Source organism: Acinetobacter sp. CY79 (assembly GCF_059515845.1).
Genome location: NZ_JCAKMY010000026.1, coordinates 30,723 through 47,103, shown reverse-complemented (window position 1 = coordinate 47,103; position 16,381 = coordinate 30,723). Strand labels below are relative to the sequence as shown.

Genomic DNA, 16,381 nt, shown 5'->3' with positions numbered 1-16,381 from the left:
CGACTGTTTGGGGTTGTATAGTCAAGTAATTAAGTGCATGTGGTGGATGCCTTGGCAGTCAGAGGCGATGAAAGACGTAATAGCCTGCGATAAGCTCCGGGGAGGCGGCAAATATCCTGTGATCCGGAGATTTCTGAATGGGGAAACCCACTTACCATAAGGTAGGTATTGCAACATGAATACATAGTGTTGCAAGGCGAACGAGGGGAAGTGAAACATCTCAGTACCCTTAGGAAAAGAAATCAATTGAGATTCCCTTAGTAGCGGCGAGCGAACGGGGAAAAGCCCATTAAGTCATATCAGTTCTAGTGGAATGCTCTGGGAAGTGCAACCGTAGTGGGTGATAGTCCTGTACACGAAAGGGCTGATATGATGATGTCGAGTAGGGCGGGGCACGTGAAACCTTGTCTGAATATGGGGGGACCATCCTCCAAGGCTAAATACTCCTGACTGACCGATAGTGAACCAGTACCGTGAGGGAAAGGCGAAAAGAACCCCTGTGAGGGGAGTGAAATAGATCCTGAAACCGCATGCATACAAGCAGTGGGAGCCGGCATTGTGTCCGGTGACTGCGTACCTTTTGTATAATGGGTCAGCGACTTACATTCAGTAGCAAGGTTAACCGAATAGGGGAGCCGTAGAGAAATCGAGTCTTAATAGGGCGTTTAGTTGCTGGGTGTAGACCCGAAACCAGGCGATCTATCCATGAGCAGGTTGAAGGTTGGGTAACACTAACTGGAGGACCGAACCCACTGTCGTTGAAAAGCCAGGGGATGACTTGTGGATAGGGGTGAAAGGCTAATCAAGCCTGGTGATAGCTGGTTCTCCCCGAAAGCTATTTAGGTAGCGCCTCGGACGAATACCATTGGGGGTAGAGCACTGTTTCGGCTAGGGGGTCATCCCGACTTACCAAACCGATGCAAACTCCGAATACCAATGAGTACTATCCGGGAGACAGACTGCGGGTGCTAACGTCCGTAGTCAAGAGGAAAACAATCCAGACCGCCAGCTAAGGCCCCAAAATCATAGTTAAGTGGGAAACGATGTGGGAAGGCATAGACAGCTAGGAGGTTGGCTTAGAAGCAGCCACCCTTTAAAGAAAGCGTAATAGCTCACTAGTCGAGTCGGCCTGCGCGGAAGATGTAACGGGGCTAAAACTATGTGCCGAAGCTGCGGATTTGCAATTTATTGCAAGTGGTAGGGGAGCGTTCTGTAAGCCGATGAAGGTGGATTGAGAAGTCTGCTGGAGGTATCAGAAGTGCGAATGCTGACGTGAGTAACGACAATGCGAGTGAAAAACTCGCACGCTGAAAGACCAAGGGTTCCAGTCCAACGTTAATCGGGGCTGGGTGAGTCGACCCCTAAGGCGAGGCCGAAAGGCGTAGTCGATGGGAAATTGGTTAATATTCCAATACTTCTGTGTAATGCGATGAGAGGACGGAGAAGGTTAAGTCAGCCTGGCGTTGGTTGTCCAGGTGAAAGGTTGTAGGCATGTATCTTAGGCAAATCCGGGGTACTCTATGCTGAGAACTGATAGCAAGCTGCACTTGTGCAGTGAAGTGGCTGATACCATACTTCCAGGAAAAGTCTCTAAGCTTCAGTTACACAGGAATCGTACCCGAAACCGACACAGGTGGTCAGGTCGAGTAGACCAAAGCGCTTGAGAGAACTCTGCTGAAGGAACTAGGCAAAATGGTACCGTAACTTCGGGAGAAGGTACGCTGCTGGCGGTGATAACCCTTGCGGTTTGAGCGGCGAGCAGCCACAGAAACCAGGCCCCTGCAACTGTTTATTAAAAACATAGCACTCTGCAAACACGAAAGTGGACGTATAGGGTGTGATGCCTGCCCGGTGCTGGAAGGTTAATTGATGGGGTTAGCGTAAGCGAAGCTCTTGATCGAAGCCCCAGTAAACGGCGGCCGTAACTATAACGGTCCTAAGGTAGCGAAATTCCTTGTCGGGTAAGTTCCGACCTGCACGAATGGCATAATGATGGGGGCGCTGTCTCCAGCAGAGACTCAGTGAAATCGAATTCGCCGTGAAGATGCGGTGTACCCGCGGCTAGACGGAAAGACCCCGTGAACCTTTACTGCAGCTTGACATTGAACTTTGATCTTACTTGTGTAGGATAGGTGGGAGGCTTTGAAACTCGGACGCTAGTTCGAGTGGAGCCAATCTTGAAATACCACCCTGGTAATATTGAGGTTCTAACTCTGCTCCATGATCTGGAGCGAGGACCATGTCTGGTGGGTAGTTTGACTGGGGCGGTCTCCTCCTAAAGAGTAACGGAGGAGTACGAAGGTGCGCTCAGCGTGGTCGGAAATCACGCGTAGAGTATAAAGGCAAAAGCGCGCTTAACTGCGAGACCCACAAGTCGAGCAGGTACGAAAGTAGGTCTTAGTGATCCGGTGGTTCTGTATGGAAGGGCCATCGCTCAACGGATAAAAGGTACTCTGGGGATAACAGGCTGATACCGCCCAAGAGTTCATATCGACGGCGGTGTTTGGCACCTCGATGTCGGCTCATCTCATCCTGGGGCTGAAGCAGGTCCCAAGGGTATGGCTGTTCGCCATTTAAAGAGGTACGCGAGCTGGGTTTAGAACGTCGTGAGACAGTTCGGTCCCTATCTACCGTGGGCGTTGGAAATTTGAGAGGATCTGCTCCTAGTACGAGAGGACCAGAGTGGACGAACCTCTGGTGTACCGGTTGTGACGCCAGTCGCATCGCCGGGTAGCTATGTTCGGAAGGGATAACCGCTGAAAGCATCTAAGCGGGAAGCCTACCTCAAGATAAGATTTCCCAAGGACTTTATGTCCTCTAAAGAGCCGTTGAAGACTACAACGTTGATAGGTTGGATGTGGAAGCATAGTGATATGTGAAGCTGACCAATACTAATTACTCGTGAGGCTTGACTATACAACACCCAAACAGTTGTTGTATAAAAGCTCAATTGATTCGATATACATCAAAATAGCTTGATTCAGTAAGCCGTTAGTATCACAATATTCAACTCAGATATATCTGTTAATAACTTCTTTGACCAAGCAACGGCATACATCAAACGATGTGAATAAGACCCAAGCAAAGTCACAACAGTTGTGCTGGCGACAATAGCAAGAGTGAACCACCTGATCCCTTCCCGAACTCAGAAGTGAAACCTCTTTGCGCTGATGGTAGTGTGGGGTTACCCATGTGAGAGTAAGTCATCGCCAGCTCATTATTCTTAAAACACCCCTCCGCTAATGCAGAGGGGTGTTTTTTTATGCTTATAAAATGAAATAATAAATTACTTTGGAGAACAATATAAAAAAGCATAACCAATGATATATTCAACGTTTGAAAAATATACTTAAATGTAAAGGCTTTTGGGGAGTTAGTTTATGGTATCTAAGTACTTAGTAATTTTAGTTCTGATTTTTTCTTTCTCAAATTTATGTAATGCTGTTGAATCTGATAATTCAAACAATATAGAAATGTTAAAAAATCAGATACTAATTTTAGAACACCAGTTGGAAGATGCTAAAGATTTCCAGTCGATGATTCTCAATACGGTGTATTGGGCACTAGGGGGTGTTTTTGTGTTAGTTGGATTAATAGTTGGTTTTGGATGGTTTGCAAATTTTAGAGTATATGAGCGTGACAAAGAGTCAATTCGCAATGAGTTATCTAATGAGATGCGATCTTTAACCAATATATTCGATTCAAAATTTACTGAACATCAGAAAGAACACACATTGAACATAAATAATACTTTTGAAAATTATAAAAAAAATTTGGATATTGAAACTAATAATATTAAGGAAAAATACAATAATGAAATAAAGAGAATTAATCTAAAGTTTAAAACATTAGATTTGAAGCATCTAAAAGACAAAATGATTAATAACAGTTCAAACAATATGGCACTGACAGATTCACTTAATTTTTTAGAGAAGTGTCTTGATGATCATTTAGAAGAAGTGCCAGAAATAATTAAATTTATGTTAACAAAGCTAGATTCAGGTGGGAAATTTACTGCTACTGAGATAGTTCGATTAAATAACGTATTTGAAAAACTACCTGCATTAAGATTCGAAACATTAATTCTAAAATTAAAAGGTAAACTCTTTGATACAGATATTTTTTAATAAAGCCCCCAATTTGGGGGCTTTTATCAATGCATAATTGAAATCTTTTCTAAGAAAAACTTCGTACGTTCATGACGCTCTTCAGGTTTATTAAAGAAGTCATCAGTCGCGCAATCTTCTAAAATTTTACCCTGATCCATAAAGATCACACGACTCGATACTTTACGTGCAAAGCCCATTTCATGGGTTACGCACATCATGGTCATACCTTCTTTTGCAAGTTGAGTCATTACTTCTAACACTTCGCCGACCATTTCTGGATCGAGTGCTGAAGTAGGCTCATCAAACAACATACAGATCGGATCCATACACAAACCACGAGCAATTGCCACACGTTGTTGCTGACCTCCTGAAAGCTGACCAGGAAATTTGTCTTTATGCGCTGCAAGTCCTACGCGATCTAGATATTGTAAAGCTTTCTTTCTAGCCTCTTCAGTGGAGCGATTTAACACTTTGATTTGTCCGATGGTGAGGTTATCCAATACGGTCATATGTGGAAATAATTCAAAGTGCTGAAACACCATTCCGACCCGAGAACGGAATTTAGCAAGATCAGTTTTAGGATCTTTGAGTGCTGTACCATCAACGATGATATTACCTTTTTGAAAAGGTTCTAAAGCATTCACGGTTTTAATGAGGGTTGATTTACCAGAACCTGAAGGTCCACATACCACAACAACTTCACCTTTTTCGATAGAGGTTGTACAGTCCGTTAAGACCTGAAAATCTCCATACCATTTTGAGATGTCTTGAATTTCTATCATTGGCATATTGATTCTCCTTATCGAATAATGGCTATTTTTTGATGTAAACGCTTCACTAAACGAGACAGCGCGAAAGATATAACAAAATAAATCACTGCAACGAGCAGGTAGAATACTGCTTTGGTTTCGGAACCATAGGTATTGGCGAGTGTATTTGCATTACCCAAGAAGTCTGGTGCACTAATCACATAAACCAATGAAACATCTTGGAAAAGGACGATCGACTGGGTCAAGATCACTGGCAACATGTTACGGAAGGCTTGTGGCAAAACGACATTTGACATGGTTTGACCATAAGTAAAACCAAGTGCATAACCCGCATTGACTTGACCTTTAGAAACCGATTGAATTCCTGACCGCACAATTTCAGAGAAAAAAGCAGCTTCAAAGATCGCAAAAGTCACCACACTTGAGAATAATGGTCCCCAATAGGTGTGATATTGAAAATCAAAGAACTTTGGCAGTAAAAAGTAAAAAATAAAGATGACTTGAATCAGGGGTACACCACGGAAAAAGTCGACATAGAATTTAGCAAATCCACTGGCGATTTTGTTGTTTGATAAACGCATCATCGCCAAAGGTGTACCAATCAAAATACCACCAATGATGGAAAGCACAGTCACAGTAATGGTAAATTTAAAACCTTGAATCAGTGTGGTAATGACATCTTCATTTTGTAGAATACTAAAATCCATGCTTATTTACCTCCTGAGCCAAGACCGGGTACAGCCATGCGTTTTTCGATCCAACCCATTAAGTATTTAATTGCATAGGTAATCACAAGATAAACTGGGGTCGAGAGGATCAAAATCACAATATCTTGTGAGGTTTCTTCACGCATTGTTTTGGTATAGGCAAAGAAATTGAGCACACTGAGCGCAAATAACACCGCGGAGTTTTTAAAGACATTCATGGCTTCTGAAGTCAGTGTTGGCCAAACGATACGATAAGCCACTGGTAAAATGACATAACGATAACTTTGGTTTTGGGTTAGACCAATGGCAAAAGCTGCGTTTTTTTGACCTTGGGAAACGGTACTAATCCCTGCACGAACTTGTTCTGCAATACGCGCAGCCGTGTAAAGTCCTAATGCGAAAACACCAATAATGGCAGGATTGTCATTGAGAATATTTTGCCACCAACCACCCGGAACCATTTCTCCGCTTCCTGTACTCATGCTGAGCGGTAGAAGTTGTGGAAATACAAATGCCCAGAAGAAAAGTTGTACAATGAGCGGAATATTTCGGAACAGTTCAACGTAGCATGTACCGATGAAAGCCAAAGGCTTACTGGGTAATGTACGCATAATTCCAATTAAAGAGCCAAGCAGAAAGGCAATAATAAATGCAGCAAATGCTGTCCATAGCATTGTCCATACACCTGATCCAAGAATTTGTATCCAAGTGGGTGCATCTGCAAGAGGGGAGTAACTTTCACCACCAATCGCTTTACAGATGGATTCAGCCCAAGCGGCCTTATCTTCCCCGTATTCGTTTGATGCTAAACAATAAGCAGTCCAATTAAGTGAGCCAACTGACATGTGTGCTCCTTGAGTAAATTATTTTTTATCATTAAATAAGCCAAAGCATGGAATATGCTTTGGCTGTATTGTTAAATTAAGAAAAGATTAATTAATCCCTTTATCATTTGGCGCTGCTTTTAGTTTGTTGTAAGAGGTACTCATTGGCATATTGAGATTGATATTTTTTGGTGGAATTGGTGATTGGAACCATTTTTTGTAAAGAGCGGCCATTTGACCATTTTTCCACATACCCGTCACGACTTTATCCGCAATCGATTTATAGGCAGTATCACCTTTTGGAAGCATAATGCCATAGGGTTCAGAAGATAGAACAGGACCTACGATTTTAAAATCTTTTGGATTTGAAGATTTTGCAATCAGACCTGCAAGGATGTTGTCATCCATCACAAAGGCAGCTGCACGACCTGATGCAACCATTGCAAACGAGTCGGAGTGATCCTTACCATATACATTGGTCACTTTAACTTGTTCGCCTTTAGCGCCCATTTTAATGTATTTATCAGATGTAGTGCCTTGGGTTGTTGCGACTGCTTTGCCGTTCAAGTCACCTAAATCTTTAACTGTTGAATTGGCTTTCACAGCCATGCGAACTTCGGTTGCGTAGTAGTTTGTTGAGAAACTGACTTGTTGCTGACGTTGAATTGAATTTGTGGTTGTACCACACTCCATGTCGATATTTCCTGCAAGCATTTCAGGAATACGAGTGGATGATGTAACTGCTTTATATTCAACTTTTAAGTTTGGGAGTTTTAAATCTTTTTTCAGTGTGTTGGCGAAGTTATTACAAATATCAATCGCATAACCCATTGGTTTACCACCAACGATATAGGAGATCGGATCGGAGGATTCGCGATAACCAATGACCACTTTACCTGATTTTTTGATTTTAGCGATGGTATCTGCTTGCACGGTGGTAAATGCACCACCAGCTAGAATTACGCCTAAGGTCGAGGCAAGTACTTTGGTTGATAATTTTTTCATCATTAAATCTCCATTTCTAATACTGATGTTTAACCGTAGTTATTAAATTTTTTCGTTTAATGCTTATTCAAAATTCATACCATATTCAAAAAAGGTGTATATAAAATAACCCTATCGCTGTTTTATACCGTCCTTAAGAATAAGTAAAGCTAAAAAAAGACTGAGTGAATGCCATCCAATTGCATCCACGATTTCTTTATTCTCAATTCATTTTATTTGAAATAGTGAGATTGAACAGAGGATTCGTCATTTATTCATTTGATATTACTTTCAGATCTATTTATAAAAATGATATTCAAAGCTTTATCACAGATGCTTTAAAATTTTACAAAATCTAAAAATACTCAAATTCATACAACTTTGGTTTAACTAAAGTTATTGAAAAATAATAAATAAATTTAAATTTTGTAAAAATATATATTTAAATAACTGCTTTCAAAGACAATATGGTTGTGTTATAAAAATAACAGGCATGTTTTTTGCTTATTAATTACACTGCTGAGGGGGATGTTGTTTATGAAGTTATCGCTGGGACTTAAAGTATCAAATTCTTTGTCCTTAACCCCTCAATTGCAACAAGCCATCCGTTTACTACAGTTATCAAGTTTAGAGTTGGAACAAGAAGTTCAATTACAATTAGAAAGTAATCCACTGCTTGAGCAAGTAGAAGAAGAGGCACCGATTCAGAGTCTTGAAGAAATTGTTGAGCATCCAACAACAGATTTGACACATGAATTAAATGCGGATCACCTGCCTAATGAGTTACCCGTAGATACGGACTGGGATGATGTTTATACGCATCAGTCATCTGCAATGGAAATGCCAGATTTTGAAGAGCGAGAAGACAATCGCCAAGGGTACACCAGTTTAAAGCAACATGTTTTAGAGCAAGTGAATTTACTGAATTTTTCTCAAATTGATCGTTTGATTGCGCATTGTATTGTGGATGCATTGGGTGATAAGGGTTTTTTGGATGAGACTTTGGAAGAAGTCCTTGAAGCTGTTCAGCATCTCTTAGATCAAATGAATTATCAGGAGGAGGTAGAGCTTGATGAAGTTGCTGTAGTGTTAAAACACATACAGCGCTTAGATCCTTTAGGCGTGGGTGCGCGTAACTTGGTTGAATGTTTATATATTCAATTGAATGTGTTGCCTCAACATACATTTGCTCGATCAGAAGCGATGATGTTACTCAAACATTATGAGTTACTCATTGCGAATGATCTTAATAAATTGATTAAGCAGACTGGATTTAAGTTGGAGCAGCTAAAATCAGGGATCGAATTATTAAAAACTTTGCAGGCTTATCCGGGTTTAAGATTTGAAGAAAAAGAATCGGATTATCAAATTCCTGATGTCGTTGTTTCGAAGAAAAATGAGTCGTGGCATGTTCAGCTTAATCCAGATGTACTGCCCAAATTAAGGATCAATTCTTTTTATTCAAATATGATTCGTCGTGCAGATCAAAGTCCTGATAATCAATATCTGCGTAATCAAATGTTAGATGCTAAAAATTTTATTAAAAGTGTCGATGAACGCCATAAAACCTTATTGAAAGTTGCCACGTGTATTGTTGAGCATCAACGAGAGTTTTTAGAAGTTGGTGCGGAGGGCATGAAGCCTTTAGTTCTTCGAGAGGTAGCGGAGGAAGTTGAATTACACGAATCCACAGTATCTCGTGTCACCACCAATAAATTTTTACTGACACCACGTGGGTTATTTGAATTGAAATATTTCTTTTCGAGTCATGTGGGAACGACAACAGGTGGTGAGGCATCTTCAACAGCAATTCGTGCAAAAATTAAAAAACTGATTGCGGATGAAAATCCACGTAAGCCATTATCAGATAATTCATTAGCAAAAATGCTCAATGAAGATGGGATTGATGTTGCGCGTCGTACAGTGGCAAAGTATCGAGAATCGTTACATATTCCAGCATCTTCTGATCGAAAAGTCTTGATCTAAAATTTGAAGTGTGATTATTTTAGAGATTCATTATGACTAAATAATGAATCTGTTTTTTATGCTACTTTTTATTGTATGAGGCAAGTCGAAATGATTTCATGATTGTATTGTAGCGTATTTCCAAAATGATCGCGCTGTCATGTCATCTTTCGACTTTGACTTGTTCACATCCTATAACGGAGAGGGAAGACGTATGCAAATTACAATTCGCGGACATCATTTAAGTATCACTCCAGCTATTGAAGAGAGTATTCGAGGTAAATTTTCCGAAATGACCAAACACCTTGATCAGGTGAATAGTATGCAGGTGAAACTTACCAAAGATCATCAAGTGGATAAACGCTCTAAAAAGGGCAGTGCAAATCATATTGCGGAAGCGATTGTGCGCTTACCGGGTGTGGAATTATTTGCCCAAGCTTCTGGTGATGATATGTATGCTTCAATTAAAAAGTTGACTGAAAAAATTAAAAAACAACTTACGCGCTATCGTAAAATGCAGATGGAATACCAACCATTAGCAGTTTGAGAATGAATCCTATAGAATTCTAAGGAAGAGGTTGATAAACCTCTTTTTTATTATTCAAATTTTAAAAAAAACGGATGTGTAGTTATGTTTGTTGAGGGAATTGTTAAAACCTATAATGTAGAAAAAGGTTTTGGTTTTATTAGTGTTGCAGGGGAAAATAAAGACATCTTTTTTCATATAACAAATTGCCCAAACAAACATGTTGAGCCGAAGCAAGGGGAACGCTTTAAATTTAGAATCATAAGTGAGAATGGCAAATTTAAAGCTGAGAATATTGTTCGGCTGGATTTAAAGATTGAAACTGAAAGGCACACACCACAAAGCCGTACTTTATCTAGGGAAAGAGTAGCTTCTAAGAACACTTATACCAAACATAAATTAGGTGGTGGATTGCGATTTATGCTTGTTGGTCTTTTAGTGATCGCTGGATTAGTTTATGCAATTGATCATAAATATCAGCGATCAAATCTCGCAGCACAAGCACCGAATTCGATTCAAACCCTTGTAAACCCATCAACAAACTCAAATCCGAATGGATATAACTGTGATGGTCGAGTTCATTGCTCAGAAATGAACTCTAGAGAAGAAGCACGTTGGTTTGTTCGGAACTGCCCTGGTACAAAAATGGATGGAAATCATGATGGCGAACCGTGTGAAAATGATTCTAGATGGTAGTGGATAAGGGGATATTGGCTGTGATTAGCCTATTTTTTATAGATTAATTGTATGTCTTAATGAATTAAATTGCCGACTTATAGTAAAATAAACGGTTTTTACACTAATGATCGTCCCATAAGAGGTCTTTGCAATGAATAGTGAACAGCTCACTGAAATTTTAACAGCTGCTTTTCCTGCTGCTGATGTTGCTGTAAGTGGACAAGGTGGGAAGTTTGACCTCCGTATTGTAGATGATCAGTTTGAAGGTAAGAGAACTGTTGCACGCCAACAGTCTGTATATGCTCCGCTGAATGAATATATAAAAAGTGGCGAAGTTCATGCAGTGACCATTCGCGCAATGACAAAAGAAGAATGGCGCAAAGCTAGTCTTTTCGGAGCTTAAGATTTAATGGATAAATTTTTAATTACTGGTGGTACGAGACTCGAAGGTGAAGTCCGTATTTCTGGGGCAAAGAATGCAGCACTTCCTTTATTGGCTGCAATGATCTTGGCTGATAGCCCGATTACACTGCGCAATGTACCGCATTTGAAAGATGTAAATACTTTGGTGAAATTGATCAGTGGATTAGGCGTTACTATGACCTATGAAGGTGATACGGTAACGGCTGACGTGTCTACATTGGATAATCAATTTGCACCTTACGAACTTGTAAAAACCATGCGTGCGTCTATTTTGGTGCTTGGTCCATTACTCGCGCGCTATGGTAGTGCACAAGTATCACTTCCAGGTGGTTGTGCCATTGGTTCGCGCCCTGTTGATCAGCATTTAAAAGCGCTTGAAGCTTTAGGTGCACAAATTGAAGTTGAAAACGGCTATGTGCATGCCAAAGTTGATGGTCGTCTTAAAGGTGGTGAAGTCATCTTTGATATGGTGACCGTGGGTGGAACAGAAAATATTTTGACTGCTGCTGTACTTGCAGATGGTGTAACGACTATCCGTAATGCGGCTCGTGAACCTGAGATCACTGACCTTGCGCAAATGCTGATTAAAATGGGCGCAAAAATTGAAGGTTTAGATACTGATACCCTAGTTGTTACGGGTGTTGAAAGCTTACATGGTTGTGAATACTCAGTTGTCGCCGATCGTATCGAAACAGGTTCATATCTTGCTGCAGCTGCAATTACAGGTGGTCGTGTAAAAACGACGCATACAGATCCATCCTTAATGGAAGCTGTACTCGATAAATTCGAAGAAATGGGTGCAGAAGTGACCCGTGGTGACGATTGGATTGAACTGGATATGATGGGTAAGCGTCCCAAAGCGGTGAGTTTTCAAACATTGCCACACCCAGAATTTCCAACAGATATGCAAGCTCAATTGATGGCGGTGAATGCGATTGGTCGCGGGTTTGCAACGATTTCTGAAACGATTTTTGAAAATCGTTTTATGCATGTACCTGAATTGTCACGTATGGGGGCAAACATTCAGGTTGAAGGTAATGATGCAGTAGTGACAGGGGTAGAAAAGCTTTCTGCTGCACCTGTCATGGCAACAGATTTACGTGCTTCTTTTTCTTTAGTTCTTGCAGCACTTGCAGCTGAAGGCGAGACCTTAATTGATCGTATTTATCATATCGATCGTGGTTATGAAGATATTGAAGCAAAATTACAAGGTATTGGTGCCCAAATTAAGCGAGTAAGTTCATGAGCGATATGAGAAACGATGATCCTAATTTTGATGTCATGGGAAATTTTGATCATGGTTTAACATTGGCTTTGAGTAAAGGTCGTATTTTGAAAGAAACGCTGCCTTTACTTGAAACCGCTGGAATTAACTTACTGGAAGATCCTGATAAATCACGTAAGTTAATTTTCCCAACTACACATAAACACGTCCGTATTTTGATTTTACGTGCCTCTGACGTACCCACTTATGTTGAGAATGGTGCGGCGGATATTGGTGTTGCGGGTAAAGATGTGTTGATGGAGCATGGCGCGCAAAATGTGTATGAACCATTAGACTTGAAAATCGCTGTTTGTAAATTGATGACAGCAGGTAAAGTTGGCATGGTTCGTCCAAAAGGGCGTTTAAAAATTGCCACGAAATACGTGAATTTAACACGTCAATATTATGCAAGCCTTGGCGAGCAAGTGGACGTGATTAAACTTTACGGTTCAATGGAGCTTGCGCCGTTGGTTGGTTTGGGTGATTACATCGTAGACGTTGTAGACACGGGGAATACTTTACGTGCAAATGGTTTAGAGCCACTTGAAGAAATTTGTAAAGTATCTTCACGTTTAATCGTGAACAAAGCCAGTTTTAAGCGTAAACAGACTTTGTTAAATCCGATTCTTGCTCAGCTTGAAAAAGCGGTTGAAGAGCGTGAAAATGCGAAAAAAGCTTAATGTGATTTAAGTTTTTAAAAACCGTCCTATTGGGCGGTTTTTTATTTTTTGAGCTTAACTATTTTAATTAATTCTAAAGCTAAGCCATCATAAGAGGCGTCAAATAGTAATTTTAATTCGCAAAGAGGGATATAACGATCTATAAGATCTTTTTGATTAGCATCGCTAACTTTGATTCTAATTTTCTTATTTGTTGCAAATGGCAGTTCATTTTTCACTGCAACATCAATTGCTGTTATAAAAGATAATGTTTCATTTTCAAAACTTATTAAAAGGTTTTTTGATATTGGATTGTTCAAGAGTTTCTGTAGCGTTATAAATTTAGATGAAATCAAATACTGTTTCTGCAACAAATCTAATTTTTCATAATTGTTTAATGCATTTTTTGCTGATTCTGTATTGTTATATGAATTAACTTGGTGGTAGTACATATGTAAATAACTTCGTATTTCATCAATATTATTTAAAATAATTTCTGCATACTGTTTTTCTACATCATATTGCTTTTGTTTTTTCCAACTTAGAAATCCAATAATCGCAACAATTGGAGTCAGTACATAAGCAGTTACTGTCAATATTTCCACAAGCCCATCACTACTAACAGCACAGAGCAGAGATTGTCCCTGACATTTGTAAAGGTATTGAATAAATCCACATAGTGCCAGTACAACGACATAAACCAATAAGTAATAGCCAATATACTTTTCTATTTCTTTCATTGATTTCCCCTAATTAAAACGAAAAAATTAAATAGTAAACATATAAATAATTAAAAATCTGATGCTAACTGATACGTCAATAATTCCAAAAGCAATTTTCAATAAAACTATCTATTCTGAAACAGATTCACCGCCACAAATGCTGTTAAAACAGGTAAACTAAAGCTACCCTTTATTATTCATTGTGGATAAATTGATGCGACGTTTATCGACTCAAGATCAAAATTTCAAACAAGTCTTTGCTGATTTGTTGGCTTTTGAAACCGTGAGTGACCCAGAGCTTTTAAAAACCGTAGATCAAATCATTGCAGACGTACGTCAGCATGGTGATGCTCATGTTCTTAAACTTACTCAGCAGTTCGATCGACATCCAGCGCATCAATTTTCTGACCTAGAACTGACTCAAGAGCAATTGAAAGCCGCATTTGAAGGTTTGACGACTGAAGTGCGTGAAGCGCTAGAGATGGCAGCCAATCGAGTTCGTGAATTCCATCAAGCACAAAAGCAAGATGGCTGGACGTATGTTGATGCTTTGGGTAATACCTTAGGTCAGAAAGTGACACCATTGGATCGTGTGGGTATTTATGTTCCGGGTGGTTTGGCATCTTATCCATCATCAGTGTTAATGAATGCAGTTCCTGCACATGTGGCAGGTGTGCCTGAGATTATTATGGTTGTGCCTGCACCAAATGGTGAGTTAAACCCACTGGTATTGGCAGCTGCATATTTGGCTGGTGTCAGTCGTGTATTTACGATTGGTGGTGCACAAGCGGTTGCTGCATTAGCGTATGGGACTGAAACCATCCCATCTGTCGATAAAATTACGGGACCAGGTAACCGTTTCGTTGCTGCAGCAAAGCGTGCAGTATTCGGTCAAGTGGGTATCGATATGATTGCAGGACCTTCTGAAATTCTCGTCTATGCAGAAGGTGAGAATAATGCAGAGTGGTTGGCTATGGACTTATTGTCACAAGCTGAGCATGACACCGTGGCGCAAGCGGTATTTATCACGCCTGATGAAACCTTATTGAATGAAGTTGAACAGTGGATTGAAAAACATTTAGAAGCTTTACCTAAAGCAGATATCGCACGTACTTCTATAGAGAACCGTGGTGCTTTGGTTCTAGTGAAAGATCGTGCTGAAGGGATACAACTCATTAATCAAGTTGCACCAGAGCATTTGATGTTATGTTTAGACGAAGCTGAAAAAATGTCTGAAGATATTCGCCATGCAGGTGCAATTTTCATGGGTCGTTACACGCCAGAGGCGATCGGTGATTATTGTGCAGGTCCAAACCATGTGTTACCAACGTCTGGAACCGCACGTTTCTCATCACCACTCGGTGTTTATGATTTCCAAAAGCGTTCGAGTTTAATTATGTGTTCACAAGAGGGTGTAAAAAGCTTGGCGAAAACAGCAGATATCTTGGCGCAACAAGAAAACTTGGATGCGCATGCACGTTCTGCCCGCTACCGTTATCAATAATTAGTTTTAAAAACCTCTCCCTAACCCTCTCCTGAAAGGAGAGGGAAAATTGCATAATTAAACTACATATTAAGTTGAAAGATGATGCAAAGGGTGTAGATCCCTCTCCAATGGGAGAGGTTAGGAGAGGGTGAAAAGAGATTAAACAATGAATATTACGAAAGAACAAATGCGTTTTTGGAGCCCTGAAGTACGAGAACTTGAACCGTATACACCAGGCGAACAACCCAAAATTCAAAATATTTTAAAATTGAATACCAATGAAAATCCATATCCGCCGTCACCAAAAGTGGTTGAAGCGGTGCAAGCGGTGTTGGCAAATTCAGCAGATGTATTGCGTCTTTATCCAGATCCAGATGCAACCGAATTAAAACAAGCGATTGCGAAGCAACAACATGTTCCTGTGGAAAATGTCTTTGTTGGTAACGGTTCTGATGAAGTATTGGCACATATTTTCAAAGCATTTTTTGTACAAGATGAGCCAATTCTTTATCCTGATATCACTTACAGTTTTTATCCTGTGTATAGTCAGTTTTTTGGTTTATCCAACAAGACCAAAATCATTCCATTAAATGATGACTTTGAAATCAATGTGGATGACTATAAACAGCCAAATGGCGGAATTATCATTACCAATCCGAATGCACCCACCAGTATTGCATTAGGATTGTCTGCGATCGAGGAAGTGCTTCAAGCCAATCCAGATTCTGTGGTGGTAATTGATGAAGCCTATGTGGATTTTGGTGCGGAATCCGCTGTTGGTTTGGTGGAAAAATACGAAAACTTAGTCGTGTGTCAAACTACATCCAAATCACGTTCACTCGCAGGTTTACGTGTTGGATTCGCCATCGCACAACCCCACCTTATTGCTGCACTCGAAGCAGTTAAAAATAGTTTTAACTCTTATCCCATGGATCGTTTTGCAATTGTGGCAGCTGTCGCCTCTTTTGAAGATCAAGCTTATTTTGAAGAACAAAATAATAAGGTGATTGCGAGTCGTAAAAAATTAGTGGCTCAACTGACTGAAATGGGCTTTAAAGTATTGCCATCAAGTGCAAACTTCATTTTTGCTTCATTGCCAACTAAAGATGCGGGTGATTTAGCATCGGAATTACGTGAACATGGCATTATTGTGCGTTATTTCAATAAACCTCGTATTAATCAATTCTTAAGAATTACGATTGGTACAGATGAGCAAAATCAGCGTTTGGTTGATACCTTGAAAAATTCAATTTTAGTTTAATTG

General features: G+C 40.1%; 14 protein-coding genes and 2 rRNA genes. 11 read left to right on the top strand and 5 right to left on the bottom strand.

Annotated elements, in window-relative coordinates; all coding sequences use genetic code 11:
* Nucleotides 1–19 precede the first annotated feature (19 nt).
* The 3 genes from AC5YCE_RS11660 (at nt 20) to AC5YCE_RS11650 (ending at nt 4,127) form a co-directional block, all read left to right on the top strand.
* Nucleotides 20–2,916: ribosomal RNA gene (locus AC5YCE_RS11660) — 23S ribosomal RNA — on the top strand.
* 184 nt (nt 2,917–3,100) lie between these two features.
* Nucleotides 3,101–3,215: ribosomal RNA gene (gene rrf / locus AC5YCE_RS11655) — 5S ribosomal RNA — on the top strand.
* A 165-nt stretch (nt 3,216–3,380) separates the two neighbouring features.
* Complete coding sequence (locus tag AC5YCE_RS11650) at nt 3,381–4,127, top strand: hypothetical protein (protein WP_496172160.1); 747 nt, start codon at nt 3,381–3,383, stop codon at nt 4,125–4,127.
* Nucleotides 4,128–4,153: 26 nt separating this feature from the next.
* Here AC5YCE_RS11650 and AC5YCE_RS11645 read toward each other — a convergent pair whose 3' ends face one another.
* The 4 genes from AC5YCE_RS11645 to AC5YCE_RS11630 all read right to left on the bottom strand — a co-directional run bounded on the left by AC5YCE_RS11645 (nt 4,154) and on the right by AC5YCE_RS11630 (nt 7,415).
* The gene (locus tag AC5YCE_RS11645) at nt 4,154–4,897 is read right to left on the bottom strand and encodes an amino acid ABC transporter ATP-binding protein (RefSeq protein WP_496172159.1); all 744 of its coding nucleotides are present in this window, start codon (nt 4,895–4,897) and stop codon (nt 4,154–4,156) included.
* An 11-nt stretch (nt 4,898–4,908) separates the two neighbouring features.
* Nucleotides 4,909–5,586, bottom strand: a complete 678-nt coding sequence (locus AC5YCE_RS11640) for an amino acid ABC transporter permease (protein WP_496172158.1) — start codon at nt 5,584–5,586, stop codon at nt 4,909–4,911.
* A 2-nt stretch (nt 5,587–5,588) separates the two neighbouring features.
* Nucleotides 5,589–6,431: an amino acid ABC transporter permease gene (locus AC5YCE_RS11635; RefSeq protein WP_496172157.1), complete on the bottom strand. Its 843-nt coding sequence runs from the start codon at nt 6,429–6,431 to the stop codon at nt 5,589–5,591.
* Between the two features lie 87 nt (nt 6,432–6,518).
* The gene (locus tag AC5YCE_RS11630; protein ID WP_496172161.1) at nt 6,519–7,415 is read right to left on the bottom strand and encodes an amino acid ABC transporter substrate-binding protein; all 897 of its coding nucleotides are present in this window, start codon (nt 7,413–7,415) and stop codon (nt 6,519–6,521) included.
* Nucleotides 7,416–7,931: 516 nt separating this feature from the next.
* On the opposite strand from AC5YCE_RS11630, the gene AC5YCE_RS11625 reads away from it, so the two are divergent.
* From AC5YCE_RS11625 to hisG, 6 genes are all read left to right on the top strand, one after another.
* On the top strand, nt 7,932–9,380 hold the full coding sequence (locus tag AC5YCE_RS11625; RefSeq protein ID WP_496172156.1) for an RNA polymerase factor sigma-54: 1,449 nt from the start codon (nt 7,932–7,934) through the stop codon (nt 9,378–9,380).
* 193 nt (nt 9,381–9,573) lie between these two features.
* Entirely contained in the window at nt 9,574–9,906 is a 333-nt protein-coding gene (gene hpf / locus AC5YCE_RS11620; protein ID WP_496152685.1) for a ribosome hibernation-promoting factor, HPF/YfiA family, read from the top strand.
* A gap of 84 nt (nt 9,907–9,990) precedes the next feature.
* The gene (locus AC5YCE_RS11615; RefSeq protein ID WP_496172155.1) at nt 9,991–10,581 is read left to right on the top strand and encodes a cold shock domain-containing protein; all 591 of its coding nucleotides are present in this window, start codon (nt 9,991–9,993) and stop codon (nt 10,579–10,581) included.
* A 133-nt stretch (nt 10,582–10,714) separates the two neighbouring features.
* On the top strand, nt 10,715–10,966 hold the full coding sequence (gene ibaG / locus AC5YCE_RS11610) for a BolA family iron metabolism protein IbaG (protein ID WP_496126533.1): 252 nt from the start codon (nt 10,715–10,717) through the stop codon (nt 10,964–10,966).
* 6 nt (nt 10,967–10,972) lie between these two features.
* Entirely contained in the window at nt 10,973–12,232 is a 1,260-nt protein-coding gene (murA, locus tag AC5YCE_RS11605) for a UDP-N-acetylglucosamine 1-carboxyvinyltransferase (protein WP_496172154.1), read from the top strand.
* Nucleotides 12,229–12,930, top strand: a complete 702-nt coding sequence (hisG, locus tag AC5YCE_RS11600; protein WP_496126535.1) for an ATP phosphoribosyltransferase — start codon at nt 12,229–12,231, stop codon at nt 12,928–12,930. Before murA ends, hisG begins: the two co-directional genes overlap by 4 nt.
* Nucleotides 12,931–12,971: 41 nt before the next feature.
* Here the strand turns inward: hisG and AC5YCE_RS11595 are convergent, their stop codons facing one another.
* Complete coding sequence (locus tag AC5YCE_RS11595; RefSeq protein WP_496172153.1) at nt 12,972–13,649, bottom strand: hypothetical protein; 678 nt, start codon at nt 13,647–13,649, stop codon at nt 12,972–12,974.
* Between the two features lie 184 nt (nt 13,650–13,833).
* On the opposite strand from AC5YCE_RS11595, the gene hisD reads away from it, so the two are divergent.
* Both hisD and hisC read left to right on the top strand, forming a co-directional pair.
* The gene (hisD, locus tag AC5YCE_RS11590) at nt 13,834–15,135 is read left to right on the top strand and encodes a histidinol dehydrogenase (protein WP_496172152.1); all 1,302 of its coding nucleotides are present in this window, start codon (nt 13,834–13,836) and stop codon (nt 15,133–15,135) included.
* Between the two features lie 148 nt (nt 15,136–15,283).
* Nucleotides 15,284–16,378 carry a histidinol-phosphate transaminase gene (gene hisC / locus AC5YCE_RS11585; RefSeq protein ID WP_496172151.1) on the top strand — a complete coding sequence of 365 codons (1,095 nt, stop codon included), beginning with the start codon at nt 15,284–15,286 and terminating at the stop codon, nt 16,376–16,378.
* Nucleotides 16,379–16,381 lie beyond the last annotated feature (3 nt).

What these genes read in the sequence shown, in the direction of transcription:
- AC5YCE_RS11650 (WP_496172160.1), top strand. Translation starts at nt 3,381, where the DNA reads ATGGTATCTAAGTACTTAGTAATTTTAGTTCTGATTTTTTCTTTCTCA.
- AC5YCE_RS11645 (WP_496172159.1), bottom strand. Translation starts at nt 4,897, where the DNA reads ATGCCAATGATAGAAATTCAAGACATCTCAAAATGGTATGGAGATTTT.
- AC5YCE_RS11640 (WP_496172158.1), bottom strand. Translation starts at nt 5,586, where the DNA reads ATGGATTTTAGTATTCTACAAAATGAAGATGTCATTACCACACTGATT.
- AC5YCE_RS11635 (WP_496172157.1), bottom strand. Translation starts at nt 6,431, where the DNA reads ATGTCAGTTGGCTCACTTAATTGGACTGCTTATTGTTTAGCATCAAAC.
- AC5YCE_RS11630 (WP_496172161.1), bottom strand. Translation starts at nt 7,415, where the DNA reads ATGAAAAAATTATCAACCAAAGTACTTGCCTCGACCTTAGGCGTAATT.
- AC5YCE_RS11625 (WP_496172156.1), top strand. Translation starts at nt 7,932, where the DNA reads ATGAAGTTATCGCTGGGACTTAAAGTATCAAATTCTTTGTCCTTAACC.
- hpf (WP_496152685.1), top strand. Translation starts at nt 9,574, where the DNA reads ATGCAAATTACAATTCGCGGACATCATTTAAGTATCACTCCAGCTATT.
- AC5YCE_RS11615 (WP_496172155.1), top strand. Translation starts at nt 9,991, where the DNA reads ATGTTTGTTGAGGGAATTGTTAAAACCTATAATGTAGAAAAAGGTTTT.
- ibaG (WP_496126533.1), top strand. Translation starts at nt 10,715, where the DNA reads ATGAATAGTGAACAGCTCACTGAAATTTTAACAGCTGCTTTTCCTGCT.
- murA (WP_496172154.1), top strand. Translation starts at nt 10,973, where the DNA reads ATGGATAAATTTTTAATTACTGGTGGTACGAGACTCGAAGGTGAAGTC.
- hisG (WP_496126535.1), top strand. Translation starts at nt 12,229, where the DNA reads ATGAGCGATATGAGAAACGATGATCCTAATTTTGATGTCATGGGAAAT.
- AC5YCE_RS11595 (WP_496172153.1), bottom strand. Translation starts at nt 13,649, where the DNA reads ATGAAAGAAATAGAAAAGTATATTGGCTATTACTTATTGGTTTATGTC.
- hisC (WP_496172151.1), top strand. Translation starts at nt 15,284, where the DNA reads ATGAATATTACGAAAGAACAAATGCGTTTTTGGAGCCCTGAAGTACGA.